Raw genomic sequence first — 21,358 nt, 5'->3', positions numbered from 1 at the left:
GGCGCGCGAAACATTCCCCCACCCGGCCGGTTGGAAGCTGTGGGCGCGACGGGCGTCCTTCTGATCGAAAGGAGCGGCAGCATGGCCATCGCCGATATCGAGACAGAGGAACTGGCGGATTTTGAAACGGCACTCGCCGATCCGTCTGCCTATTTCGCAGATCCGGAATCGATTCTTGCCGATGCGGAGCTGACGCTGGAGCAGAAGCGCCGCTTCCTGACCGAGTGGGAGCAGGATGTGGCCGACCGGCAGCAGGCCGCCGGAGAAGGGATGGGCAGCGCAGAGGAGCTGGACAACGTAGAGAGCGAGTTGCTGCGCCGCATCCACAAGAGCCTCGAGCAGTTGAACGGGCAGACGGAAGACCGACCAGCCGGAAAGAGCTTCTGGCGACGGCTGCTGCCGCTTTAGCGCGGCGAATTCATAGGGTTTGGGGAGAGAGTGACCCTGAACTGGGCCGGGGCGGCACGCCCCGGCCTTTTTTTGCGATTGAATGCCTTGCAAACAGCATCACTGGCCTGCCCCCGGTCCCCTCCCCCGCTCAGGCTGAGCTTGTCGAAGCCCCGGACGCGAAAGCCCAACGGCTGAGCCGGGGGCCATGCTCGATGGGCTTCGACAAGCTCAGCCTGAGCGGTTGGAGGGGGCGTTTATAGAGGCCGAAAGGCCGACGGGTCTGCAATGAACAGGGTCGCTTTTCTAAGGCGTGACCGCACCGTCGTGCAGATACAGGTAATCGGGGTTGAACTCGCCCGCGCGGATCAGCGCGGCTAGGTCGATCAGGCGAACCACGCCGTCCCGCACATCCGCCAGTCCCTTCTTGCGCATGGAGCTCAGCGTGCGGCTGACATGCACCGTCGTCAGCCCGCAGATTTCGCCATAATCCGCCTGCGTGAGCGGCAGGCGGAATTCCGGCCCCTGCGCGATTCCCACCGTGCGCATCCTCAGCCAGCTTTCCAGCAGGAAATGCGCCATCCGACCCTCCGCATCGAGGCGTCCGAGGCGAAACACCCATTCCCGGTGCATCGCCGCATCCAGCAAGGTGGAAAACCACAGCATCCGCCCCAGATGCGGCGCGCGTTCGGTGATCGCCGTCAGCCTGTCGTGCGGCACAGTGGCGATCTCGCACGGGGTCAGCGTGGCGACGTCATGATCCAGATGCTGCAGCGGAAAGGCGTGGAGATCGACGAAATCGCCCGGCAGGTGCATCGCCACCATCTGCCTATGCCCGGCCCTGTCATCCATGTAGCGGCCCATGAAGCCGGTGAGCAACAGGGTGCTGGTGCTGAGCGCCTCGCCCGCGTTCACGATGGTTTCGCGCGCCTCGACAAGTCTGACCTCTGAAATGGCGGCTTCCAGCATCGTGCGTTCTTCGGGTGAAAGCTGGGCGTTTCGCCGCCCGAGCAGAAAATGCCGACTGTGCATGGTGATATGAAGCTAGCCGCTTGTCGCCTGCCCGGCAATCAGACCAGTTTGCCAGAAAATCGACTTGTTCCAGATTAACCTGTTATCGACAGTGGGCGCGTCAACGCTCACCTGAAGCGTCCACTTCCGCGAGAAGGACGCACGGATGCCGATATCGGCCGATAACACCAAAGGCCCTGAAGATGGCGTGATGCCTTTCGTCGCCCTGCCCGACCCGACCTTTCAGTTAACGGATTGCCTGCCGCAGATCGTCTGGTCTGCAAAGCCGGATGGCGGGCGCGATTATTTCAACGCGCAATGGTATGCCTTTGTCGGTATGCCGCCCGGATCGACTGACGGCAATGCCTGGCAGGAGCTTGTCCACCCGGACGATCTGGAGAGGCTGCGGGCGCGCTGGCGACATTCGCTGGACAGCGGCGAGCTTTACGAGATCGAGTATCGGCTGCGGCACCACAGCGGCTTTTACCGCTGGACGCTGGCGCGCGGGCTTCCGGTTCGCGATTTCGACGGCGCGATCACCCGCTGGGTTGGCACCTGCACCGATATCGAGGACCGGAAGCGGCTGGAGCAGGATTACCAGCTGCTGTCGGGCGAACTGAAGCACCGGATCGACAATATCTTCACCGTGGTTGGCAGCCTGTTGGCGCTGAGCGCGCGGGGCCGCCCTGAGGTGAGCGGCTTTGCGCAGGACCTGTCGGCGCGGCTGCGGGCGCTGCGCAGCGCGCAGGAGTTGCTGCGCGTGCCCGATGCCCAGGCAGCGGCAGGCGCGCCGCTGTCGCTGCACCGGCTGCTGCATCTGATTTTCGCGCCCTACCCCGCCTTTCAGGAGGAGCGCATCCGCGTGTCGGGCGATGATGTGGCGCTGGCCGAAGTCGCGGCGACTCCGCTGGCGTTGCTGTTCCATGAATTGACGACCAACGCGGTGAAATATGGCGCGCTGTCTGCCGATGGCCGGGTGCTGCTGGAATGCCGGGTGCAAGGGCCGCAGCTTGGCATCCTGTGGACAGAGACGGGCGGGCCACCGCTGCCCGGGCCTCCGACACGCACGGGATTTGGAACGGACCTCTCCACCCTGTCTGTTCGCAGGCAGCTGGGGGGCGAGCTGGAGCGGTTCTGGAAGCCGGAGGGGCTGGTGTTGAAGGCTGTCATCCCGCTGAGTCGGCTGACCTGACAAAAGCCCCGGCTGATCAGCGGGCCGTGGGAACATTGGCCCGGACGGCTGGTTTCTGCCGGGACAGGATGCGGAAGGCCTGGTGCCGAAACACCCCCTTCCGGCGTCCCCGTCTGTTTGCCGCATCACGCGGCTTAAGGGAGACAGTTCATGAAAACTCTCACTATTGTCGCTGCCCTGCCCCTGCTGGCGGTGGCCGCCTGCTCCAAGCCTGCCGAGAAGGCGGCGGAACATCAGGCGGATGCAATCGAGAATCAGGCTGACGCCGTGCGGGACACGGCTGAGGCGCACGCCGACGCGATCGAAAATCAGGCCGACGCCATGGACCCGCGCGTGGACGGCAAGGATACGGCGGCCGAGAAGATGCTCGACAACAAGGCCGATGCCGTGCGCGCGGCGGGCGAGCAGAAAGCCGATGCGCTGGAAAACAAGGCCGATGCGGTTCGCGACGCGCCCAAACCCTGACCTCTTGCCGAACTGATCCGGCGCAAGCGGGCCCCCGGTCTTACTGGCCGGGGGCCTGTTTCGCGTCCGGGTCTGCGCCGGAAAACAGTTCCGCGATCCAGCTGGCGGACGGCATCACCCTGAGCACGGCCAGCGTGACGATCATGATCTGCACGCCGATGAAGGCGCCGGGGATCCCCCAGATCACCGCCCAGAAGAACACTGCGAACAGCACCAGCACGGGCGACATGGAGAGAGCCGATCCGGCCATCAGAGGCTCGATATAGCTGCCCAGCACGAAGTTGATCGCGGTGGTGCCGCCAACCGCCAGCAACACCATCCACAGGCTGCCGAACTGCGCGGCGGCGAACAGCCCCAGCGCCACGGCGACCAGCAGCGGGCCGATGAAAAGGATGAAGTTCAGCGTGCCCACCAGAATGGCCCAGGCCAACGGCTCGTCCAGCCCCATCAGGCGGAAGAAGATATAGCAGATGATCGAATCGATGATGCTGACGACAAGCCGGACCTTCATATAAAGGCCGAACTTCTTCGAGACGTCTTTCGCGACGATGGAAATCTTCAGCTCCGGCCGCTCCGCCTCGATGCGGGCGAGGCGGCGGCCCATGCCTTCCAGATCCGTCAGCCCCAGCACCACGAACACGAACATCAGCAGCGCGAATCCGCTGATCAGCCGCATCTGCCCCACCAGCGCGGTGGCCGGGCCGATCACCCAGCGCGGATCGAAGCTGGAGGGCAGGAACAGCTCCATCGGCATATTCTGCGCGGCGAGCCAATCCTCCGCCTGCCGGTAAACGGCATCGAAGCGGGCGAGATTCGCGAACACCCACTGCACGATCCGGGTGACGCCCCATCCCACCACCGAGAAGAAGATCAGCAACACCGCCATCGTAATCAGCACGGTAACGATCATCGCCAGCCCCTTGCCGATCAGCGGCCGCAGGCGGAGCATGAAAGGGGCTGTCAGTGCGATGATGAACAGCGCGAACACCAAAGGTTCGAACACGGCCGCGCCATAGAACAGGATCATCATCCCGGCGAGGAAGCCGCACAGCAGCAGCGGCACCTTCGGCAAATCGATTTTGATCCGCTGCCCGTCTGCCATGCAACACCCCCGAACGCCGTTTGCGCGGCCGTTAGACACGGGTTTTTCGGGGATTTCCAGCCGGATTCCCAAATCTGCGGCGGAATGAAAGTCATGGTGCTGCCGGGGAGGATTGAACTCCCGACCTCAGCCTTACCAAGGATGCGCTCTACCACTGAGCTACGGCAGCAGGCCATGACATCTGGCGCCGGGCGCTTCGGCCCGGTGCAGGGGCGCGCCTATTCAGGATGCGGCGCGCGAAGTCAAGCCGTAGCCGGGCCGTTTCAGCCCGCTTTGTCGCTTGACGGGCAGGCCGGCAGGCGAAGTATGGCCATCAGGCCACCCAGATCTTCGGATTCCGACAGGCGGATGGAGCCACCATAAATGTCCGCCACGTCGCGCACGATGGCAAGCCCCAGCCCCGTGCCGGGCTTGCCGGTATCCAGCCGCGCCCCGCGTTCGAACATCGATTCCCGCAGCTTCACCGGGATGCCCTGCCCGTCATCCTCCACCACGATGGAAACGAATCCGGGATTGCCTTCATCCTGACTGACCGTCACGAACACCCTGCCCCCGCCATATTTGGCGGCATTGTCGATCAGATTGCCCGCCAGCTCTTCCAGATCCTGCCGTTCCCCGCGGAAACAGGCCTGCCGGTCTCCGGCGATGTCGATCACCACGCCCTTTTCGGCATAGATTCGCTCGATGGCGTTCACCAGCCGCTGCAGAGATGGCCAGACCTCCGCGCGGGCGGTGGAGGCAGTGCGGCGGCCCATGGCCCGCGCGCGCGCCAGATGGTGATCGATATGCCGCCGCATGGTGGAGAGCTCACGCACCACCGCCTGCGCCAGATCGGGGCTGTTGGCGGCCGCCTCGTTCGTCAGCACGCTCATCGGCGTTTTCAGCGCATGGGCGAGGTTCCCGGCGTGCATCCGCGCATCTTCAGCGGCCTTTTCGTTGTGATCCAGCAGCGCGTTCAGTTCATGCACCAGCGGCGAGATTTCCGGCGGCACGTCATCCGTCGGCGCGCGGCTCATCCGGCCCGCGCGGATCGCCGCCATCGCCGCCGACACCCGCCGCAGCGGCATCAGCCCATAGGTGGCCTGCAACACGGCCAGCGCCAGCATTCCCGCGCCCAGCACGCCCAGAGACAGCCAGAGCGTGCGCCGCACATCCCGCACCTGCGCATCCAGCTGCTCCGTCGATTGCGAGACCTGAAAGCGCCAGACCACCGGCGAACCGGGGATGATGCCGTCCCGCTCGACGATGCGCAGCGGTTCGTTGCGAAAATTGCCGGAGCGCGACACGCAGGGTTCCACGCAGGAGACGGTGAAATCCGCCGGAAGCTCGCGATCCCACAGCGAACGGCTGCGGAACGGCAGATGCCCCTCAGCCGCCACCTGCCAGTAAAGGCCCGAATAAGGCTCGTTGAAGCGCGGATCGACCGGCTGGCGGTTGAAGCGCACATCCCCGAACGGGTCCAGCTCTGCTGCCGCGATCATCGCGGGAAGTGCGACGGACAGTTGCGCATCGAAATTGCGCACAATGGTGCCGGTCACGATGCGATCCAGCGCCAGACCACCCAGCGCGATCAGCGCGGCGATCCAGATGGTGGCCGCCACCAGTAGCCGCCGGCTGATGGAGCCGGGCGACCGCCTGAGCAGAGAGGCAGGCGAATCCGGGGCGGCGGACGCCACAGCCCCGGCTGCCGGCTCAGCTTTCGAGGCTGTAGCCAAGGCCCCTGATGGTGGTGATAAGGTCTGCACCCAGCTTCTTCCGGATTCGCGTGATGAAGACTTCGATCGTGTTCGAATCGCGATCGAAATCCTGATCGTAGATATGCTCGATCAGCTCGGTGCGGGAAACGACCTTGCCCTTGTGATGCATCAGGTAAGACAGCAGCTTATACTCCTGCGCCGTCAGCTTCACCGGCTCTCCAGACAGCGTGACGCGGCCCGAACGGGTATCCAGCCGCACATCGCCCGCCAACAGTTCAGACGACGCATTGCCCGAAGCCCGGCGGATCAGCGCGCGCAGGCGGGCGATCAGTTCTTCCGACTGGAAGGGCTTCGCCAGATAATCATCCGCGCCTGCATCAAGGCCCGCCACCTTGTCAGACCAGCTGTCCCGCGCCGTCAGCACCAGCACGGGCATCTTGTTGCCGCCCTTGCGCCAGCGATCCAGCACCGTCAGCCCGTCGACTTCGGGCAGGCCCAGATCCAGAATCACCGCGTCATAGGCTTCCGTTTCGCCCAGAAACTGGCCTTCTTCCCCGTCTGATGCGGAATCGACGGCATAACCGGCCGATTCCAAAGTCTGCCGCAACTGGCGCTGCAGCGTGGGTTCATCCTCGACGATCAGTACGCGCATGACAAAACTGCCTCCCGTTGGCCCTGCCGGGCCGATTGTTCATTCCCGTTCCGAAACCACGCGGCCGGTGCGGCCATCCACATCCACCCATACCACATTGCCGCCGGGGCGCAGGAACTTGAAGCGATAGACGTTGCGGGAAATATCCGGCTCCACGCCCAGATATTCGCCATGCCCGCGCGTCTGGGCCGAACGCATCAGCTGCTCAAAGCCCAGATTTTCGCCCGAACGGGTCGACATGCGGGCCTGATCATGATCCGAAATCGGGCGGCCGCGCCCGAACGGACCCTGCGGCGGCCCGCCACGCTCGGCCTGCCCGCCACCGGGACCGCCGCCACCCGGACCACCACCGGGGCCGGGGCCGAACGCAAGCGCAGGCACCGCCCACAGGACAAGGGCGAGAGCGAGCGACGGGCGGGACAGGGAAGGATGCAGAATTTTCATGGAGCTTATTTCCGCAGCGTGCCTAGTGGCAAGGCCGTGAACCCCTTCTGAATAGTCCGCATCATCAAGGTTCAGGCGTTGCCACGGCGGAACCGGCGTGGCAAGCGCCCGCGCCATGGCAGCCCCCATCGTTTCGCTGGAAGACATCGCATTGCGGCAAGGCGATGGCCTGCTGTTCGATCAACTCTCCCTGTTTATCGGCGCGAAGGACCGGCTGGCGCTGATCGGCCGCAACGGTGCCGGGAAAACCACGCTGCTGCGGCTGATCGCCGGAACGCTGGAGCCGGACAAGGGCCGTCGCTCTCAGCAACCGGGGCAGCGCATCGTGCTGCTGCCGCAGGATCCGCCGGTGGCCGGATTCGAGACGCTCGCCGATTTCGCGCTGGCCGAGCCGGACGCCCCGCCCCGGCACGAGGTGGAGGCCATCGCCACGCAGCTGGGGCTGGACCTTGAGCTGAAGGCCGCCAACGCCTCCGGCGGAGAGCGCCGCCGTGCGGCCATCGCCCGCGCGCTGGCGCAGCAGCCGGATCTGCTGCTGCTGGACGAGCCGACCAACCATCTGGATCTGGAAGCCATCGACTGGCTGGAAGGCTGGCTGACGCGCTACACCGGGGCCTTCCTTGTGATCAGCCATGATCGCACCTTCCTCACGCGGCTGACCAAGGCCTGCCTGTGGCTGGATCGCGGGCAACTGCGGCGGCAGGAGGTGGGCTTCGGCGGCTTCGAGGCGTGGACGGAGGCCGTCTATGCCGAGGAAGCGAAGATCGCCGACAAGCTGGACACCAAGATCGCGCAGGAACTGCACTGGCTGCAGCGCGGCGTGACGGCGCGGCGGCGGCGCAATCAGGGGCGGCTGGAGCGGCTGCACCAGATGCGCGCCTCGCGCAAAGCCATGCTGGGGGTGCAGGGCACGGCGAAGCTGGCGCTGGCGACCGACGATGTGAAATCGAAGATGGTGATCGAGGCCGAGGGCGTTTCCAAAACCTATGGCGACCGCGCGATCCTGACGGATTTCTCCATCCGCATCCAGCGCGGGGACAGGATCGGCATCGTCGGCCCGAACGGGGCTGGCAAGACCACGCTGCTGCGGCTGCTGACGGGCGATCTGCAACCCGATGAAGGGACGGTCACGCGGGCGAAAACGCTGAACGGGATCGCCATTGATCAGCAACGCAAGCTGATGGAGCCAACCAAGCGCGTGCGCGACGTGCTGGCCGACGGCGGCGACTGGATCGAGGTGCGCGGGCACAAGACGCATATCCAGGGCTATCTGAAGCAGTTCCTGTTCCCGCCCAGCGTGGCGGACGCGAAGATCGGCACCTTTTCCGGCGGCGAACGATCCCGGTTACTACTGGCGCGGGAATTTTCGCGCGATTCCAACCTGTTGGTGCTGGATGAGCCCACCAACGATCTCGATCTGGAAACGCTGGACCTGCTGCAGGAAGTGATTTCCGATTATGAAGGCACGGTACTGATCGTCTCGCACGACCGGGATTTTCTGGATCGCACAACGACGATGACCATCGGGCTGGATGGGTCCGGCCGCGCGGATGTGGTGGCGGGCGGCTACCGCGAGTTGGAGCAGCTATGGCAGGAACGGGCCGCGAAGGCGAAGAAGGCCGCGCCGCCCAAGGCAGCCCCCTCCCCCGCCGCGCCATCCGGCCCGGCGAAGAAGCTGAGCTTCAAAGATCAACATGATCTGGACAGGCTGCCGGGCGAAATCGCCAAAATCGAAGCCGGCATCGCCGCCGCCGAGGCGAAGCTGGCCGATCCCGCGCTTTACAGCCGTGATCCCAAACAGTTCGACCGGCTGACAGGTGAGATCGACACGCTGCGCGGGAAACTGGAGGCCGCCGAACTGCGCTGGATGGAAGTCGCCGAGAAAGCCGAAGCGCTAGGGTGAAAATTGCCGCTTGCAGTTGACGCAACGTCAACGGCTACAGCGGCGGCATGGACGAATTGACCGACATTCAGGAGGTGGCGCGGCAGACCGGGCTCACCACCCGCGCGCTCCGCTTTTACGAGGGGCGCGGGCTGATCCGGCCGCTGCGCACCAACAACGGACGGCGGCTGTACGCCCGCGCCGATCTGGAGCGGCTGGCCGCCATCATGGCGCTGAAGCGCGCCGGGTTCAGCCTGACGCGGATCGGCGAACTGCTGGCCGGACACAACGCCAATCTGGGGCGGCTGGTGGAAGCCCAGCTTGCGGAGCTGGAGCTTCGGCTGGCCGAACTGGGCGACACCCGGTCGCTGCTTCTCAACCTTCAGTCCCGCATCTCTGCCGGCGAGCCAGTGGATGTCGCGACGCTTTGCTCGCTGATCCGAAAGGAGCATGAAATGGAGAACCAGAAATGGAGCGCGGTCGTAAACCGCTATTTCTCAGCGGAGGAGCAGGAGCGGTGGAAGGCCAGCATGGCTGACGTGGCACCGGGATTCGACCCGCAAGCCTATGGTGCCAGCTGGAAGGATCTGGGTGACCGGATTGCCTCGGCCCTGCCGCTCGACCCGGCTTCGGAAGCCGCCAAGGGGTTCGTGCGCGAATGGTTCGCGCTGCTCGCCCCCTTCACCGCGGTCGCCACGCCCGAAATGTGGGATGGCTCGGTGAAGCTGTATGAGCGGATGCCCGAATGGCAGGGGCAGGCCGATCCCGGCTTTTCCCACGAGGTCTGGTCGTTCGTGAAGGACGCCGCCGCGCTGATGCGGGCCGCGGGTGAAGCGGTGGGGCCACTGCCCGCGCATCTGCAAAGCAAGCCCTAACGTGAAGCGGGTGGAGTTCGCTTCCCCTCAGGCGAAATCCACCCTTTCCGCAACGCCCGAACAACTGCCATATTCCCCGGCGAAGAGCGGTTATGCGAAGTTCTCTGCTCCCGATTCTCGCCGCCTTGCTGCTGGCCGGCTGCAATGCCTCCAACCCGGCGCTGCCGCCCGCCGCTATTTCCGCGCAAGCGGCTGAACAGCGCCTGCCCGTGACGATCCTGATTTCCATCGATGGCTTCAAGCCGGATTATGTGAACTCCCGCGATACCCCCACGCTGGCCCGCCTGTCTGCCCAAGGCGTGTCGGCGCGGATGCGGCCCTCTTTCCCATCCAAGACCTTCCCCAACCACTGGACCTTGGTGACGGGGCTGCGGCCGGACCGGCACGGCATCGTCGCCAATGTGATGGAGGATGCGGCCCGACCGGGGGAGCGTTTCACCATGGCCAGCGACGATCCCTTCTGGTGGAACGCGGCCGAGCCGATCTGGGTGACGGCAGACAAGGCGGGCGTGCGCACCGGGGTGATGTTCTGGCCGGGCAACAATGTCGGCTGGGGTGGCACACGAACGGGCGCGGCGCACAATATTGCCGGGGGCCGCCGCCCGGACGACTGGCACCAGTTCAACCAGGCCATCACCAACAAACAGCGGGTGAACAGCGTGATCGACTGGCTTCGCCGCCCTGCCGCGACACGGCCGCAGCTGCTGACGCTCTATTTCGACACGGTGGACACGGCCGGGCATGATTACGGGCCGGGCGACCCGCGCACCACTGCCGCCGTGCGCGAGGCCGACGCGCGGATCGGCGAACTTGTGCAGCAGTTGCAGGAGCTTGGGCAACCGGCGAACCTGCTGATCGTGGCCGATCATGGCATGGCGGCGACCTCCAGCGAGCGGGTGATCGCGCTGGACGCTATCCTGCCGCCCGCCGACGCGCGGATCATCGAATATGGCACCTATGCCAGCTTCCAGCCAGAACCGGGCCGGGAACAGGCGGTGGCGGACGCGCTATTGAAGCCGCGCCCACACATGCAATGCTGGCGCAGGGAGAACATTCCGGCCCGCTTCGCTTATGGCCACAACCCGCGTGTGCCGCCGTTCCTTTGCCTGGCCGAAGTGGGCTGGCTGATCTATCCGCACGCGCCCGCCAGCACCTTTGCGGGCGGCAATCACGGCTATGACAACGCCGCCCCGGAAATGGCGGCGCTGTTCATCGCCAGCGGCCCCGCCTTCCGGCCCGGCGTGAAACTGCCGCCGTTCGACAATGTCGATGTCGCCCCGCTGCTGCGCGACCTGCTGAAGCTGCCCAAAGGCGAGGGGCTCGATGGCGACACAGAGCCGTTCCGCGCCGCCATGCGCTAGGGTCAGGCGAAATCCACCCCTTCCGGGGCTTCCATATCCACATGCGCCTGATGGCGGCCCGCGCCATGCAGCGGCGAGGCGGCGCAATTGGCGCGGATGAACTCTTCCAGCTGCGGGGCGATCATTTCGCGCCAGCGGCGGCCGTTGAAGATGCCGTAATGACCAACACCGGGAACGAGGAAGTAACGCTTGCGTTCCTCGGCCAGATTGACGGCGATATCCAGCGCGGCCTTGGTCTGGCCGATGCCCGAGATATCGTCCCGCTCGCCCTCGATCGCGAAGATCGAGACATCGGTGATCGCCCCGGGATCGACGGTGACGCCGCGATGCTGCATCACCCCGCGCGGCAACTGGTGGGTCTGGAATACCACATCGATGGTTTGCAGGTAGAATTCCGCCGTCATATCGCAGACGGAGCGATATTCATCATAGAAAGTCTTGGTGGCATCCGCTGAATCGCCATCGCCCTGCACCAGATGTTTGAACATTTCCCAATGGGAAATCATATGGTTGCCAAGGTTCATTGACATGAACCCGGCCAGTTGCAGGAAGCCCGGATACACCTTGCGACCGCTGCCCGGATACATGGCCGGAACGGTTGCGATCACGCTGTTTTCGAACCATGCAAAGGGCCGTTCCATCGCCAGCTGGTTCACCGCCGTGGGGGCGCGGCGGGTATCGACGGGGCCGCCCATCATCGTCAGCGTGGCAGGCAGCGCCCGGTGCTGTTGCGCCGACATCAGCGCCACCGCCGCATAGACGGGCACCGACGGCTGGCACACCGCCAGCAGATGCGCGCGCGGCGAACCGGGCGGGGTGATCAGCGAAAGCCAGTCGATCACATAATCGATATAGTCGTTCAGATCGAAGCGGCCATCCGACAGGGGGGCCATCTTCGCGTCGCGCCAATCGGTGATATAGACATCGTGGCTGGGCAGCAGCCGTTCCACCGTGCCGCGCAGCAGCGTGGCGAAATGGCCCGACATGGGGGCGACGATCAGCAGCTTCGGATCGTCCGGCGATCCGCCCGGCCGCTCGAACCGCTTCAGCTGGCCGAACGGCTTGCGATCCACGATCACTTCGATCAGCGGCACCGGCTCGCCATCGATCAGGGTGGAGGTGAAGCCGAAATCCGGCTTGCCGCGCGGGGCAGCGGCGTGGCTGAACACGTCCAATGCTGCGGCCGCGACTTCGCCGGCCCCGGTGTAGGCGAAGGGATTGGCGGGGTTCGTCCACCAGCCCGCCCCGAGTCGGGCAGCGGCACTGGCCCCGTTGAGCCATGTGCGGCCCATTTCATAGGCGTCGTACAGCATGCTTAACCTCTTTTGCTCGCTGTGGCTTTTTGCCACCTTGTTGCAGTGCATCGACATCAAAATGTCATCAAAAACCACTGGCGCTTTTGCCCGTTCAGGCTTGAGACTAGACCTGTGGGCGAACAAGCGCACATGTTTTTTGCAGTGCAGCAGAGTTAACGCGAGCAAGGAGACGAAGATGGCGGGAGATGTGGCGGGCACCAAGCCCCTGATAGGCCGCAAGGCTGCGGTGACAGGCTCCACCAGCGGTATCGGGCTGGCGATTGCCGAGGCGTTGGCGCGCGCAGGCGCAGACGTGGCGCTGAACGGCTTCGGCGATAACGCCCCTGCCCTTGCCAGCGTGGGCGCGTTCGGCACGAAAACCGTTTTCGTCGGCGCGGACCTGTCGAAAGGTCCGGACGCGCAGAAGTTCGTGACGGATGCACAAGCCGCGCTGGGCGGGCTGGACATTCTGGTGAACAACGCCGGAATCCAGTTTGTGTCCCCGGTGGACGAATTCCCCGACGACAAGTGGGACGCCATCCTCGCCATCAACCTGTCCAGCAATTTCCATACGATGAAGGCAGCGATTCCGGCCATGAAGGCGCAGAACTGGGGGCGGATCATCAACATCGCCTCAGCGCACGGGCTGGTCGCCTCTCCGTTCAAAAGCGCTTATGTCGCGGCCAAGCATGGCGTGCTGGGGCTGACGAAGGCGGCCGCGCTGGAACTGGCGGAGACGCTGGTGACGGCGAACACGGTGTGCCCCGGCTTTGTGGATACGCCGCTGGTGCGCGGGCAGATCGCCGATCAGGCCAAGGCGAACGGCATCAGCGAGGAGCGGGTGGTGAAGGAAATCATCCTCGCTTCCCAGCCCACCAAGCGCTTCATCACCGCCGATCAGGTGGCGGAAACGGTGCTGTTCCTCTGTTCGGATGCCGCCAGCGGCATCACCGGCTCGTCTTTCTCGGTGGACGGCGGCTGGACGGCGCGCTGAGCGCTTAGCGGTAGAGATACTCACGCGTGACGGGCACCCCGTCACGCGTGCGGCCCAGCTGGATCTGCCACACCACATGGTCGTCGTTGCGGAACGCCACGGCCGCGCCTGCGAGGTAGAATTCCCACATCCGGTAGAAGCGCTCGTCATACAGGGCAACGATGTCGGCCTTGCGTTCGCGGCAGCGCTTCAGCCAATGCTCCAGAGTCCAGGCATAGTGCAGGCGCAGCACTTCGATGTCCTTTGGCCACAGCCATGCGCGCTCGATATGTTTCGCCAGTTCGGAATAGGCGGGCGTGTAGCCGCCGGGGAAGATATATTTCGCCGTCCACGGGTCCGTCGCACCCGCGCCGCCGACGCGGCCGATGGTGTGCAGCAGCGCGACGCCGTCATCCGTCAGCAGGCTGGCCAGCTTGTCGAAGAAGGTGCCGTAATTCGGCCGCCCGACATGCTCGAACATGCCCACCGAAACGATGCGGTCGAACGGGCCCTGCACGTCGCGATAATCCATCAGTTCATAGCGAACCTTGCCGTCGATCCCCAGTTCGCGCGCCTTCGCGCGGGCATATTTCAACTGCTCCTCTGACAGCGTCACGCCCAGCACCTCTGCGCCCGACACGCGGTGGATGTGGCGCGCCATGCCGCCCCAGCCACAGCCGATATCCAGCACGCGCATGCCGGGCTTCAGGCAAAGCTTCTTCGCGATATGATCCAGCTTGTCGATCTGGGCTTGTTCAAGGCTGGACTCCGGCCCCTGATTGCCCTCTTTGAAATAGGCGCAGCTATATTGGCGCTCCGGGTCCAGAAACAGATCGTAGAGCTTGTCTGACAGGTCATAATGGTGGGCGACGTTGCGCTTTGACCGCGCGCGGGCGTTCAGCTCGTCCCATTTGGCGGCGATCCGCTGCTGGTTCCACAGTGACACGCGCAGATCATTGCCGCGATCCCAGCGCAGGTTGGAGGTGACCAGTTCCAGCAGGTCCATAATGTCCCCGCTTTCGACGATCAGGCGGCCGTCCATGAAGGCCTCGCCCGTCGCCAGCGCGGGGTTGCGGCCGATGCGCCCGGCGGTCGCGCTGTCTGTCAGGCGGATGCGGACGGGCGGGCTGGCCGCATCGCCATAGCGGCGGACTTTCCCGTCTGCCGTGGTGAGTTCGAGCGCGCCGCGCGTGATGGCGCGCGTGAGAAGCCGGTCCAAAAGCCACATGCCGCCCCTTTTGGCGGCGGCGGGCGGGGGAGGCAAGCCTTGGCGCGGCTGGCCGAAGCTGCTTTTGTAACCGAAAGGAGATATTGAATGCGCCTTCGCCCTGCCCTGCTTGCTGCCGCCTTTGCCCTTTTCGTTCAGCCCGCTCATGCGGGGGACCGGCGCGGCGATCCGGCGTTTCAGGGGCGCTCCCCCGCGATCGCGGTGCATGGCATGGCGGCGACCGCCCACCCCTTCGCCACGCAGGCAGCGGTGGAGATTCTGCGCGCGGGCGGATCGGCAGCGGATGCGGCGATTGCCGCGAACGCTGTGCTGGGGCTGGTGGAGCCGACCGGGAACGGCATTGGCGGCGATTTGTTCGCGCTGGTCTATGATCCCGCCACGAAAGGCGTGACGGGGCTGGACGCCTCCGGCTTTGCGCCGCTGAAGCTGGACGTGAAGGCGCTCGCCGCGCGCGCGAAGGCGGCGGGCGGGCTGGATCGGGGAATGGATTCGGTGACCACGCCCGGTGCGGTCGCCGGGTGGGAGGCGCTGCACAAGCGCTACGGCAAGCTGCCGATGGCGGCGGTGCTGGCCCCTGCCATCCGTTACGCGAAGGAAGGCTTCCCCGTTTCGCCGGTGATTGCGCGGGGCTGGGCCGCCAATCTCAGCAATTTTCAACGGCAGGGTGACGCCATTCAAGGCCCGCAATGGAAGGCGCTGTTCGCGCCCGGCGGGGCCGCGCCGGTGGAGGGGCAGGTTTTCACCAACCCCGATCTGGCGGCCACGCTGGAGCTGATCGCGGCGGGCGGCGCGGATGCCTTTTACAAGGGCGCCTTCGCGGCGGATTATGAACGGCATTTCAAGGCTTTCGGGCGGCAGCATTCGGCAGCCGACCTCGCGGCGATGAAGGCCGAGTGGGTGCAGCCCATCCATGCCGATTATCGCGGCGTCACGCTGTGGCAGATTCCCCCCGCCACACAGGGGCTGACGACCTTGCAGATGGCGCGTATCGTGGAGAAATTCCCGATGGCGACGCTGAGCGAGGCGGATCGCATCCATGTGCTGGTGGAGGCGAAGAAGCTGGCCTTCGCGGACCGGGCGGCCTTCATCGCCGATCCAAGGCAGGTGAAGCTGCCGGTGCAGGCGCTGCTGTCTGACGACTATATCGCCAAGCGGGCGGCGATGATCCGCATGGACAAGGCGCTGCCCGCCGATGTGCCCGCCGGAGACCCCGAGGGCGAGAAGAACGACACCACTTATCTGTCCACCGCAGACGGCAGCGGCATGATGGTGAGCCTGATTCAATCCAACTATGCCGGGATGGGATCGGGCGTGGTGGTGCCGCGCAGTGCACCGGTGGATGGCGGGCGCGGCACATGGGGCTTCATGCTGCAAAACCGTGGGGCGCAATTCTCGCTCGATCCGAAGGCGCGCAATGTCGTGGCGCGCGGCAAGCGGCCCTTCCACACCATCATTCCGGGGATCGTGACGAAAGCCGGGGAGCCGCTGCTGGCGTTCGGGGTGATGGGCGGCACCATGCAGCCGCAGGGGCAGGTGCAGGCGCTGGTGAACATCATCGACCTGAAGATGAACCTGCAAGCCGCAGGCGATGCGCCGCGCGTGCGGCATCTGGGCAGCCCCGATCCGGGCGACGACGGGCGCGAAACCGCATCCGGCGTGTTTCTGGAAAGCCAGATCGGTGCCGCCACCCGCTCGGACCTGAGGGCGCGCGGCCATGTGATTCTGGACGGCTTCCAGGATGTCGGCGGCTATCAGGCGGTGATGTGGGACGCCGCGAACAAGGTGTGGTGGGGCGCGACGGAAATGCGCAAGGATGGGGTGGCGCTGGGCTATTGATAGGCGGGCGGCTTCATCGGCTGGCGCTGCCAGCGGGCGAGGCTGCGCCACAGCCATTCGAACGGGCCATAGCGGAAATGTTCCAGCCATGGCCGGGACCAGCCCAGTTGCAGCGCCCAGATCGCCAGCACCACACCCATCACCGCCAGTCGAGAGAGTTGGCCGTACAGACCAAGGCCGATGCCGGTGAAGATGAGGTTGCCGAGGATGGAGGCCGCCAGATAATTGCTGAGCGCCATCCGCCCACAGGCAGCAAGGCGGCGGACAAGCCCGGGCAGCGCGCCGGATTGCACCAGCGCGATCAGCGCGGCGGCATAGCCCAGCGACAGCATCGGCGCGACGAACACCCGCACGGCATCGGTGAAATAAAAACTGATCGCAGAGAAGCCGGAGCGCGCGAACAGCCAGCCCAGCACGCCGCCCAGCGCCCAGCCCAGCGGGATCAGCCGCGCGGCAAGGCGGCGGTAATGCGCGGACGAAAAGCCGCCCTGCCACCAGCCCAGCCGATACAGACCCATGCCGATCAGCATCAACCCCACGCTTTCCGCGAAAAAGGTGAAGGGCAGCAGAAAAAAGCGGGCAAACAGAACCGATTGGTGGCGAATGTTCAGAATATCGGACAAACTTCCTCGATACATTGCCGTTTCTTCGGCAACGGCGTCCGGCGGGCTGTAGGTGGCGCTTCGCAGGCTCTCCCATGCCTCAAGCGCGGCTGGGGACGGATTGGGGCCTTGCACCGCCGCCTGCACCTGTAGCGCCTGCATCCCGAAGGTGGCGGTGATCGCAGCCTGCAGCCCCAGCGCGATCACGCCCATCAGGAACAGCCGTTGCACCGGCTGATTCCGAAGCGGCCAGATCGCCAGCCCGACCAGCGCGAAGGGCAGCAGGATATCGCCGGACCATAACAGCGAGGCATGCACCATGCCGAACAGGAACAGCACCGCCATACGTGCGACATGGCGGGCGGTGGCGCGCTCCGGCGGCCCGCCTTCGGCCATCAGCAGCAGCGATGCGCCGAACAACATCGCGAACAGCGCCCGCATCTTGCCGTCTACCGCCACATAGGCGACGGCCCACAGCGCGATGTTCACGGGCTCATTCCCGCCGGTGTAGATTGGGTTCAGATAAGCCGCCCCCGCAAAGGCCATGCCGATGATGTTCATCACAAGGATGCCCAGCACGGCCACGCCGCGCACGGTATCAATGGATGTGATGCGGTTCCCCCCCACAAGCGGAGGTTCGCATGACGGCCCGGGATTCGCTAGAGTTTTCGTGGGAGGACGGATGATGGGCGGATGGTGGGACAGGCATATGGTGCCCCGGCTGATCGGCTTCTGCTGCTCACAGCCGCCGGTGATGAAGCTGCGCGCCGGGATCGTGCCGCTGGCCGAAGGCGATGTGCTGGAACTGGGCGCGGGCGGCGGTGCGAACCTTGCCGTTTATGATCGCGCGAAGGTGCGCCGGGTGACGGGGATCGACCCGTCCGACGGGCTGATCGCGCTGGCGAACGAACGTATGGCCCAAGCTGACCGGGGCTTCTTCCAGCTGGAAAAGGGCGTGGCGGAGGAACTGCCCTTCCCCACCGCCCGCTTCGACACCGTGCTGTGTACCTTCACTTTGTGTTCCGTGCAGGACCCGGCGCGGGCGCTCGCGGAAGCGAAGCGGGTACTGAAACCCGGCGGACGGCTGCTGTTTCTGGAACATGGCCTGTCTCCGCATGACGATGTCCGCAAATGGCAGCGGCGCATCGAGCCGCTGTGGAAGCCCATCGCGGGCGGCTGCCACCTGACCCGCCCCGTGACGGACAGCGTGACGGCGGCGGGCTTCCATGTGGCGGCGCGCAACGGCGGTTACATGGAAAAATCGCCGAAGTTCGCGGCGTGGGTGGAATGGGGTGAAGCCCGGCCCGCATGAAGTCTGGCTTTCGCCGCTTCAAGCGATGCTGTTTTGCGCCCGCCGCCCGCGCAGGCGACTATCCCGCCCATGGAATCGCCCCGCGCCCTTCAAGACAGCGAAGCCGTCCCCGCCGAACGGCCGGGTGCGGAGCCGGGCACGGGGCTGGACCGGGTGCTGACCGCCCTTGCCTTTCTGGCCGCTGTCGCGCTGATCCTGCTGGCCCCGTTCGGCGGCTGAAGCCCCGATCAGAAGAACAGTTTGCGGATCGACACTTCCACCCGGCGGCCGATGGGATCGATCAGGTCCGGCTGGTAATTAATCGGCGTCACGCCGTCGCGGCTGCGCACGCTCATCTTCTGATCGAACAGATTGTCCACTCCGAAGGCGATTCGCGTGCCGCGCAGCCACGGGGCCTTGCGCACCAGATCGAAGCGCTGCCCCAGATCGGCCCACAGCCGGAGGTTCACGGTGGTGAGGTCAGAGAAGTGCAGATCTTCGGCGCTGGGCGCGCCGCCGGGGTTCACCAGCACATCGGTTCCGCTCTGCCAGTTCAAAGAGGCGCGCGCGCCAAGCCCGCTCTTGTTGATGGTGGCGCGGGCCTCGACCAGATGGCGCGGAACGCCACCGCTGCTGCCCGTGGCGGAACCGTTCAGCAGGTCCAGCTCCGGCACGCCATCGCGGATCAGGATGGTGTCGGTGAAGCGCCATGTGTGGAACAGGGAGAATTGGAAGCGGCCCTCGCCCATCGCGCCGCCACCCATCGGCCCGCGCGGACCGCCGCCGGGGCCACCCGGCCCACCCGGTCCACCGCCGCCCATCGGTGCGCCCTGCGGCCGTTGCTGCATCCACGCCGGAACGCCGGGGATCGGCTTGCCGCTTGCCTGCGCCTCGGCGCGCAGCTTTTCGAATTCGGCGCGGCGGGCGGCCATGGCGGCCTGTTCGGCCTGCGTCGGCTTGATCCGCTGCGAGAAATTCACCCCCCAGCGCAGTTCGGCCTTGTCTGAGCGTTCGAAATTCACGGGGCGGTTGTCGATCAGCAGCAGCTTGCCGTCCGCATCGCGCAGAAAACGTTCCGGGAAGGCCGCCTCGATCTCCGCCGTGGCGGTGGGGAAGCCTGCGATCGGGCCGGTGATGCGGGTTTTCACATAATCGGCCTGCAGGCTGAAATCCGTGTCCTTGATGGGGTTGATGCGGCCGCCCAGCTTCCACACCTGCCGCCGGTCTGCCGAAAGATCGGCGTTGCCGCCATCCAGACGGCTGATTTCCACCGTTTCACCGGTGGCATAATCGAACACACGGACATTGGGGGTGGTGACCAGCGGGTTACCCAGCTGCTGGATGCTCGGCGCGCCCTGTTCAGAGGTGTAAGAAGCGATGAACTGGGTGATTTCCACCGGCCGCCACGTGATACCGCCGCCCCATGTGATGAGGTTGCCGAAGTCAGACAGCTGGTCGCTCTCGATATTGCCGTTCAGGCTGAGGTCGCCCAGAAACGCGCCGACTTCGCGGCGTCGGCTGGTGAGCGGCAGGTCCACGCTCATCTGCGCGGTGCCTTGCGTGCGCTTCAGATTGGTTTCCTGCTCAAGGCCGCTGCGACGGGTGTAGCTGTCAAAATCCCGGTGATCGAGCCCGAGCTTGAAGCTGGTGGACAGCGCGCCCGCCGGCAGATCGATCAGCCGCTTGTTGGCGACGGCCTCGACAAGGCTGCGATCCGTGTTGGTGCCGGAACGGTCCTGATTAAGCGGGCCGTTCAGCGCGTTGACGGCAAACGGGTTAAAGGTCGGGTCCAGCGCGTCCAGCCGCGCCTGACTTTCGCTAAGGTTCAGCGAACGGTCTGTCAGCGTGCGGTATTCATTGTGGTCATGGCTGGCGGTAACTGACCAGCGCCAGCCGTTCGTATCACCGTTGAAGGCTGCTGCAAGTCGACCCGTCCATTCATCACTGTCGCGAACCAGCGGCCCCCGCACATCGCTGTAGCCGACCAGACGGGTGTCTGTGGTGAAGGGTGAGAACGGATTGGCAGCGGGAAGCGTGACATCGGTCGTCGGCAACCCCAGACGACTTTCAGACGATGAGGATGCAAGCCGGGCCGACAATGTCATCTGAACGCTGGTCGACAGCGGCCGGGTCATGCTGGCACCACCAGTTAGGTCGAGAGATTGCGGCAGCAGTGTGCGATAGCGGCCGATATCGGTGTTGTTCGGTGCATTCGCCCCATTGGCGAAATCGCCGAGCGACGCCGTGCCGTTCGCAGCCGAAGCGGGCACGGCCGCGACCGTCACCGTCTGCCCGGCCAGCGCGGACAGCGCCGGGTCGATCTCGTCGCCGTTCACCGGGGCAATGATGTTGCCGCCCAGCGCATAGGGCAGCGCGGTGGCCGTCTGCAGGATGCTGCGGTCGCTTTCCAGCAGCCGGGTGGCGCGATCCAGCGAGAAGTCTATCAGCGTGCGCGTGTCACGGTCGATGCGGGTCATGGAGGTTTCGATCTCCATATCGTGCCGCCCGCCCGCGGTGGGCATGCCCAGTTCCAGTTCACCGGTCACAGCGCGGAAGCGTTCGCGCAGCACGAAGTTCACCACCCGCTGATCGGCGCGATAACCATAGGCCAGTGCCGTTTCCTCGGGCAGAATCTCAACCCGCACAATGGCTTCCGGCGGGATGGAGCGCATTTCCTGAAAACCGGAAATCCGCCGCCCGTTCATCAGCACCACCGGCATCTCGCCGCCGCGCCCGCGGCCACTGCCAGTTTGCGGGGACAATTGGGTGAGCAGATCCTGCAGACTACTGGCACCATAAGCGCGCACGTCGGCCGCGTTCAGCACCATGTCGGGCTTGATATCCGAAACGACGGAGCCGCGCGGAATGCCCGCCGAGACGATGATATCCTCGCCATCCGTGGAGTCCGCCGGGGCCGATGCAGGCGCAGAACTGGCCGCATTCGGCGCGGCCTGCGGTTCGGGCGCGGGGGTTTCCCCGGCAGTGGCAGCATCAGCAAAGGCAAAAAGGGCGAAAGCGGCTGTTGCAGCCGTGGATCGATACATCATCACACCGTTCATACGCGG

Annotated in this window: 19 protein-coding genes and 1 tRNA gene; 10 read left to right on the top strand and 10 right to left on the bottom strand. The window is 65.3% G+C overall.

Annotated elements, in window-relative coordinates:
• Positions 1-81 precede the first annotated feature (81 nt).
• Positions 82-408, top strand: a complete 327-nt coding sequence (locus FJQ54_RS03745) for a hypothetical protein (RefSeq protein WP_140926976.1) — start codon at positions 82-84, stop codon at positions 406-408.
• A 285-nt stretch (positions 409-693) separates the two neighbouring features.
• Here FJQ54_RS03745 and FJQ54_RS03740 read toward each other — a convergent pair whose 3' ends face one another.
• Positions 694-1,419, bottom strand: a complete 726-nt coding sequence (locus FJQ54_RS03740; RefSeq protein WP_140926974.1) for a Crp/Fnr family transcriptional regulator — start codon at positions 1,417-1,419, stop codon at positions 694-696.
• A 145-nt stretch (positions 1,420-1,564) separates the two neighbouring features.
• Here FJQ54_RS03740 and FJQ54_RS03735 point away from each other — a divergent pair, with 145 nt between their 5' ends.
• Positions 1,565-2,590, top strand: coding sequence for a sensor histidine kinase (locus tag FJQ54_RS03735; protein WP_140926972.1), 1,026 nt, complete (start codon positions 1,565-1,567; stop codon positions 2,588-2,590).
• Positions 2,591-2,740: 150 nt separating this feature from the next.
• Entirely contained in the window at positions 2,741-3,055 is a 315-nt protein-coding gene (locus FJQ54_RS03730) for a hypothetical protein (RefSeq protein WP_140926970.1), read from the top strand.
• A 40-nt stretch (positions 3,056-3,095) separates the two neighbouring features.
• Here the strand turns inward: FJQ54_RS03730 and FJQ54_RS03725 are convergent, their stop codons facing one another.
• The 5 genes from FJQ54_RS03725 to FJQ54_RS03705 form a co-directional block, all read right to left on the bottom strand.
• Positions 3,096-4,157, bottom strand: a complete 1,062-nt coding sequence (locus FJQ54_RS03725) for an AI-2E family transporter (protein ID WP_140926968.1) — start codon at positions 4,155-4,157, stop codon at positions 3,096-3,098.
• Between the two features lie 94 nt (positions 4,158-4,251).
• Positions 4,252-4,326, bottom strand: a tRNA-Thr gene (locus FJQ54_RS03720).
• A 94-nt stretch (positions 4,327-4,420) separates the two neighbouring features.
• Positions 4,421-5,833 carry a sensor histidine kinase gene (locus tag FJQ54_RS03715; RefSeq protein WP_140926966.1) on the bottom strand — a complete coding sequence of 471 codons (1,413 nt, stop codon included), beginning with the start codon at positions 5,831-5,833 and terminating at the stop codon, positions 4,421-4,423.
• 16 nt (positions 5,834-5,849) lie between these two features.
• Entirely contained in the window at positions 5,850-6,506 is a 657-nt protein-coding gene (locus FJQ54_RS03710; protein ID WP_140926964.1) for a response regulator transcription factor, read from the bottom strand.
• 39 nt (positions 6,507-6,545) lie between these two features.
• Positions 6,546-6,950, bottom strand: coding sequence for a PepSY domain-containing protein (locus FJQ54_RS03705; RefSeq protein WP_140926962.1), 405 nt, complete (start codon positions 6,948-6,950; stop codon positions 6,546-6,548).
• Between the two features lie 115 nt (positions 6,951-7,065).
• Between FJQ54_RS03705 and FJQ54_RS03700 the strand changes: the two genes are divergently transcribed.
• From FJQ54_RS03700 to FJQ54_RS03690, 3 genes are all read left to right on the top strand, one after another.
• Entirely contained in the window at positions 7,066-8,853 is a 1,788-nt protein-coding gene (locus tag FJQ54_RS03700) for an ABC-F family ATP-binding cassette domain-containing protein (protein ID WP_140926960.1), read from the top strand.
• A 47-nt stretch (positions 8,854-8,900) separates the two neighbouring features.
• The gene (locus FJQ54_RS03695) at positions 8,901-9,707 is read left to right on the top strand and encodes a MerR family transcriptional regulator (RefSeq protein ID WP_140926958.1); all 807 of its coding nucleotides are present in this window, start codon (positions 8,901-8,903) and stop codon (positions 9,705-9,707) included.
• 92 nt (positions 9,708-9,799) lie between these two features.
• A complete protein-coding gene (locus FJQ54_RS03690; RefSeq protein WP_140926955.1) occupies positions 9,800-11,068 on the top strand; it encodes an alkaline phosphatase family protein in 1,269 nt (422 codons plus the stop codon).
• Between the two features lie 2 nt (positions 11,069-11,070).
• On the opposite strand, the gene FJQ54_RS03685 is transcribed toward FJQ54_RS03690, so the two are convergent.
• Complete coding sequence (locus FJQ54_RS03685) at positions 11,071-12,381, bottom strand: polyhydroxyalkanoate depolymerase (RefSeq protein ID WP_140926953.1); 1,311 nt, start codon at positions 12,379-12,381, stop codon at positions 11,071-11,073.
• A 178-nt stretch (positions 12,382-12,559) separates the two neighbouring features.
• Here FJQ54_RS03685 and FJQ54_RS03680 point away from each other — a divergent pair, with 178 nt between their 5' ends.
• Positions 12,560-13,357 carry a 3-hydroxybutyrate dehydrogenase gene (locus tag FJQ54_RS03680; RefSeq protein WP_140926951.1) on the top strand — a complete coding sequence of 266 codons (798 nt, stop codon included), beginning with the start codon at positions 12,560-12,562 and terminating at the stop codon, positions 13,355-13,357.
• Between the two features lie 4 nt (positions 13,358-13,361).
• Here the strand turns inward: FJQ54_RS03680 and FJQ54_RS03675 are convergent, their stop codons facing one another.
• Positions 13,362-14,564: an SAM-dependent methyltransferase gene (locus FJQ54_RS03675; protein WP_140926949.1), complete on the bottom strand. Its 1,203-nt coding sequence runs from the start codon at positions 14,562-14,564 to the stop codon at positions 13,362-13,364.
• An 87-nt stretch (positions 14,565-14,651) separates the two neighbouring features.
• Between FJQ54_RS03675 and FJQ54_RS03670 the strand changes: the two genes are divergently transcribed.
• Positions 14,652-16,400, top strand: coding sequence for a gamma-glutamyltransferase family protein (locus FJQ54_RS03670; RefSeq protein WP_140926947.1), 1,749 nt, complete (start codon positions 14,652-14,654; stop codon positions 16,398-16,400).
• On the opposite strand, the gene FJQ54_RS03665 is transcribed toward FJQ54_RS03670, so the two are convergent.
• Positions 16,394-17,596 carry a DUF418 domain-containing protein gene (locus FJQ54_RS03665; protein WP_140926945.1) on the bottom strand — a complete coding sequence of 401 codons (1,203 nt, stop codon included), beginning with the start codon at positions 17,594-17,596 and terminating at the stop codon, positions 16,394-16,396. The genes FJQ54_RS03670 and FJQ54_RS03665 overlap by 7 nt on opposite strands.
• An 88-nt stretch (positions 17,597-17,684) precedes the next feature.
• On the opposite strand from FJQ54_RS03665, the gene FJQ54_RS03660 reads away from it, so the two are divergent.
• Together FJQ54_RS03660 and FJQ54_RS17395 are read left to right on the top strand one after the other, a co-directional pair.
• The gene (locus tag FJQ54_RS03660; protein ID WP_328592159.1) at positions 17,685-18,314 is read left to right on the top strand and encodes a class I SAM-dependent methyltransferase; all 630 of its coding nucleotides are present in this window, start codon (positions 17,685-17,687) and stop codon (positions 18,312-18,314) included.
• A gap of 69 nt (positions 18,315-18,383) precedes the next feature.
• The gene (locus FJQ54_RS17395) at positions 18,384-18,533 is read left to right on the top strand and encodes a hypothetical protein (RefSeq protein ID WP_181159957.1); all 150 of its coding nucleotides are present in this window, start codon (positions 18,384-18,386) and stop codon (positions 18,531-18,533) included.
• Between the two features lie 8 nt (positions 18,534-18,541).
• Here FJQ54_RS17395 and FJQ54_RS17390 read toward each other — a convergent pair whose 3' ends face one another.
• Positions 18,542-21,340 carry a Plug domain-containing protein gene (locus FJQ54_RS17390; protein ID WP_181159956.1) on the bottom strand — a complete coding sequence of 933 codons (2,799 nt, stop codon included), beginning with the start codon at positions 21,338-21,340 and terminating at the stop codon, positions 18,542-18,544.
• Positions 21,341-21,358: the final 18 nt, after the last annotated feature.

It is taken from the genome of Sandaracinobacter neustonicus (assembly GCF_006385875.1).
Classification (GTDB): Bacteria; Pseudomonadota; Alphaproteobacteria; order Sphingomonadales; family Sphingomonadaceae; genus Sandaracinobacteroides; species Sandaracinobacteroides neustonicus.
This window is presented reverse-complemented; position numbering and strand designations above follow the sequence as displayed.

Bases quoted from the DNA above. Each gene is read 5' to 3' on its own strand.
- FJQ54_RS03745 (WP_140926976.1), top strand. From the start codon at position 82: ATGGCCATCGCCGATATCGAGACAGAGGAACTGGCGGATTTTGAAACG.
- FJQ54_RS03740 (WP_140926974.1), bottom strand. From the start codon at position 1,419: ATGCACAGTCGGCATTTTCTGCTCGGGCGGCGAAACGCCCAGCTTTCA.
- FJQ54_RS03735 (WP_140926972.1), top strand. From the start codon at position 1,565: ATGCCGATATCGGCCGATAACACCAAAGGCCCTGAAGATGGCGTGATG.
- FJQ54_RS03730 (WP_140926970.1), top strand. From the start codon at position 2,741: ATGAAAACTCTCACTATTGTCGCTGCCCTGCCCCTGCTGGCGGTGGCC.
- FJQ54_RS03725 (WP_140926968.1), bottom strand. From the start codon at position 4,157: ATGGCAGACGGGCAGCGGATCAAAATCGATTTGCCGAAGGTGCCGCTG.
- FJQ54_RS03710 (WP_140926964.1), bottom strand. From the start codon at position 6,506: ATGCGCGTACTGATCGTCGAGGATGAACCCACGCTGCAGCGCCAGTTG.
- FJQ54_RS03705 (WP_140926962.1), bottom strand. From the start codon at position 6,950: ATGAAAATTCTGCATCCTTCCCTGTCCCGCCCGTCGCTCGCTCTCGCC.
- FJQ54_RS03700 (WP_140926960.1), top strand. From the start codon at position 7,066: ATGGCAGCCCCCATCGTTTCGCTGGAAGACATCGCATTGCGGCAAGGC.
- FJQ54_RS03695 (WP_140926958.1), top strand. From the start codon at position 8,901: ATGGACGAATTGACCGACATTCAGGAGGTGGCGCGGCAGACCGGGCTC.
- FJQ54_RS03690 (WP_140926955.1), top strand. From the start codon at position 9,800: ATGCGAAGTTCTCTGCTCCCGATTCTCGCCGCCTTGCTGCTGGCCGGC.
- FJQ54_RS03685 (WP_140926953.1), bottom strand. From the start codon at position 12,381: ATGCTGTACGACGCCTATGAAATGGGCCGCACATGGCTCAACGGGGCC.
- FJQ54_RS03680 (WP_140926951.1), top strand. From the start codon at position 12,560: ATGGCGGGAGATGTGGCGGGCACCAAGCCCCTGATAGGCCGCAAGGCT.
- FJQ54_RS03675 (WP_140926949.1), bottom strand. From the start codon at position 14,564: ATGTGGCTTTTGGACCGGCTTCTCACGCGCGCCATCACGCGCGGCGCG.
- FJQ54_RS03670 (WP_140926947.1), top strand. From the start codon at position 14,652: ATGCGCCTTCGCCCTGCCCTGCTTGCTGCCGCCTTTGCCCTTTTCGTT.
- FJQ54_RS03660 (WP_328592159.1), top strand. From the start codon at position 17,685: ATGATGGGCGGATGGTGGGACAGGCATATGGTGCCCCGGCTGATCGGC.
- FJQ54_RS17395 (WP_181159957.1), top strand. From the start codon at position 18,384: ATGGAATCGCCCCGCGCCCTTCAAGACAGCGAAGCCGTCCCCGCCGAA.
- FJQ54_RS17390 (WP_181159956.1), bottom strand. From the start codon at position 21,340: ATGATGTATCGATCCACGGCTGCAACAGCCGCTTTCGCCCTTTTTGCC.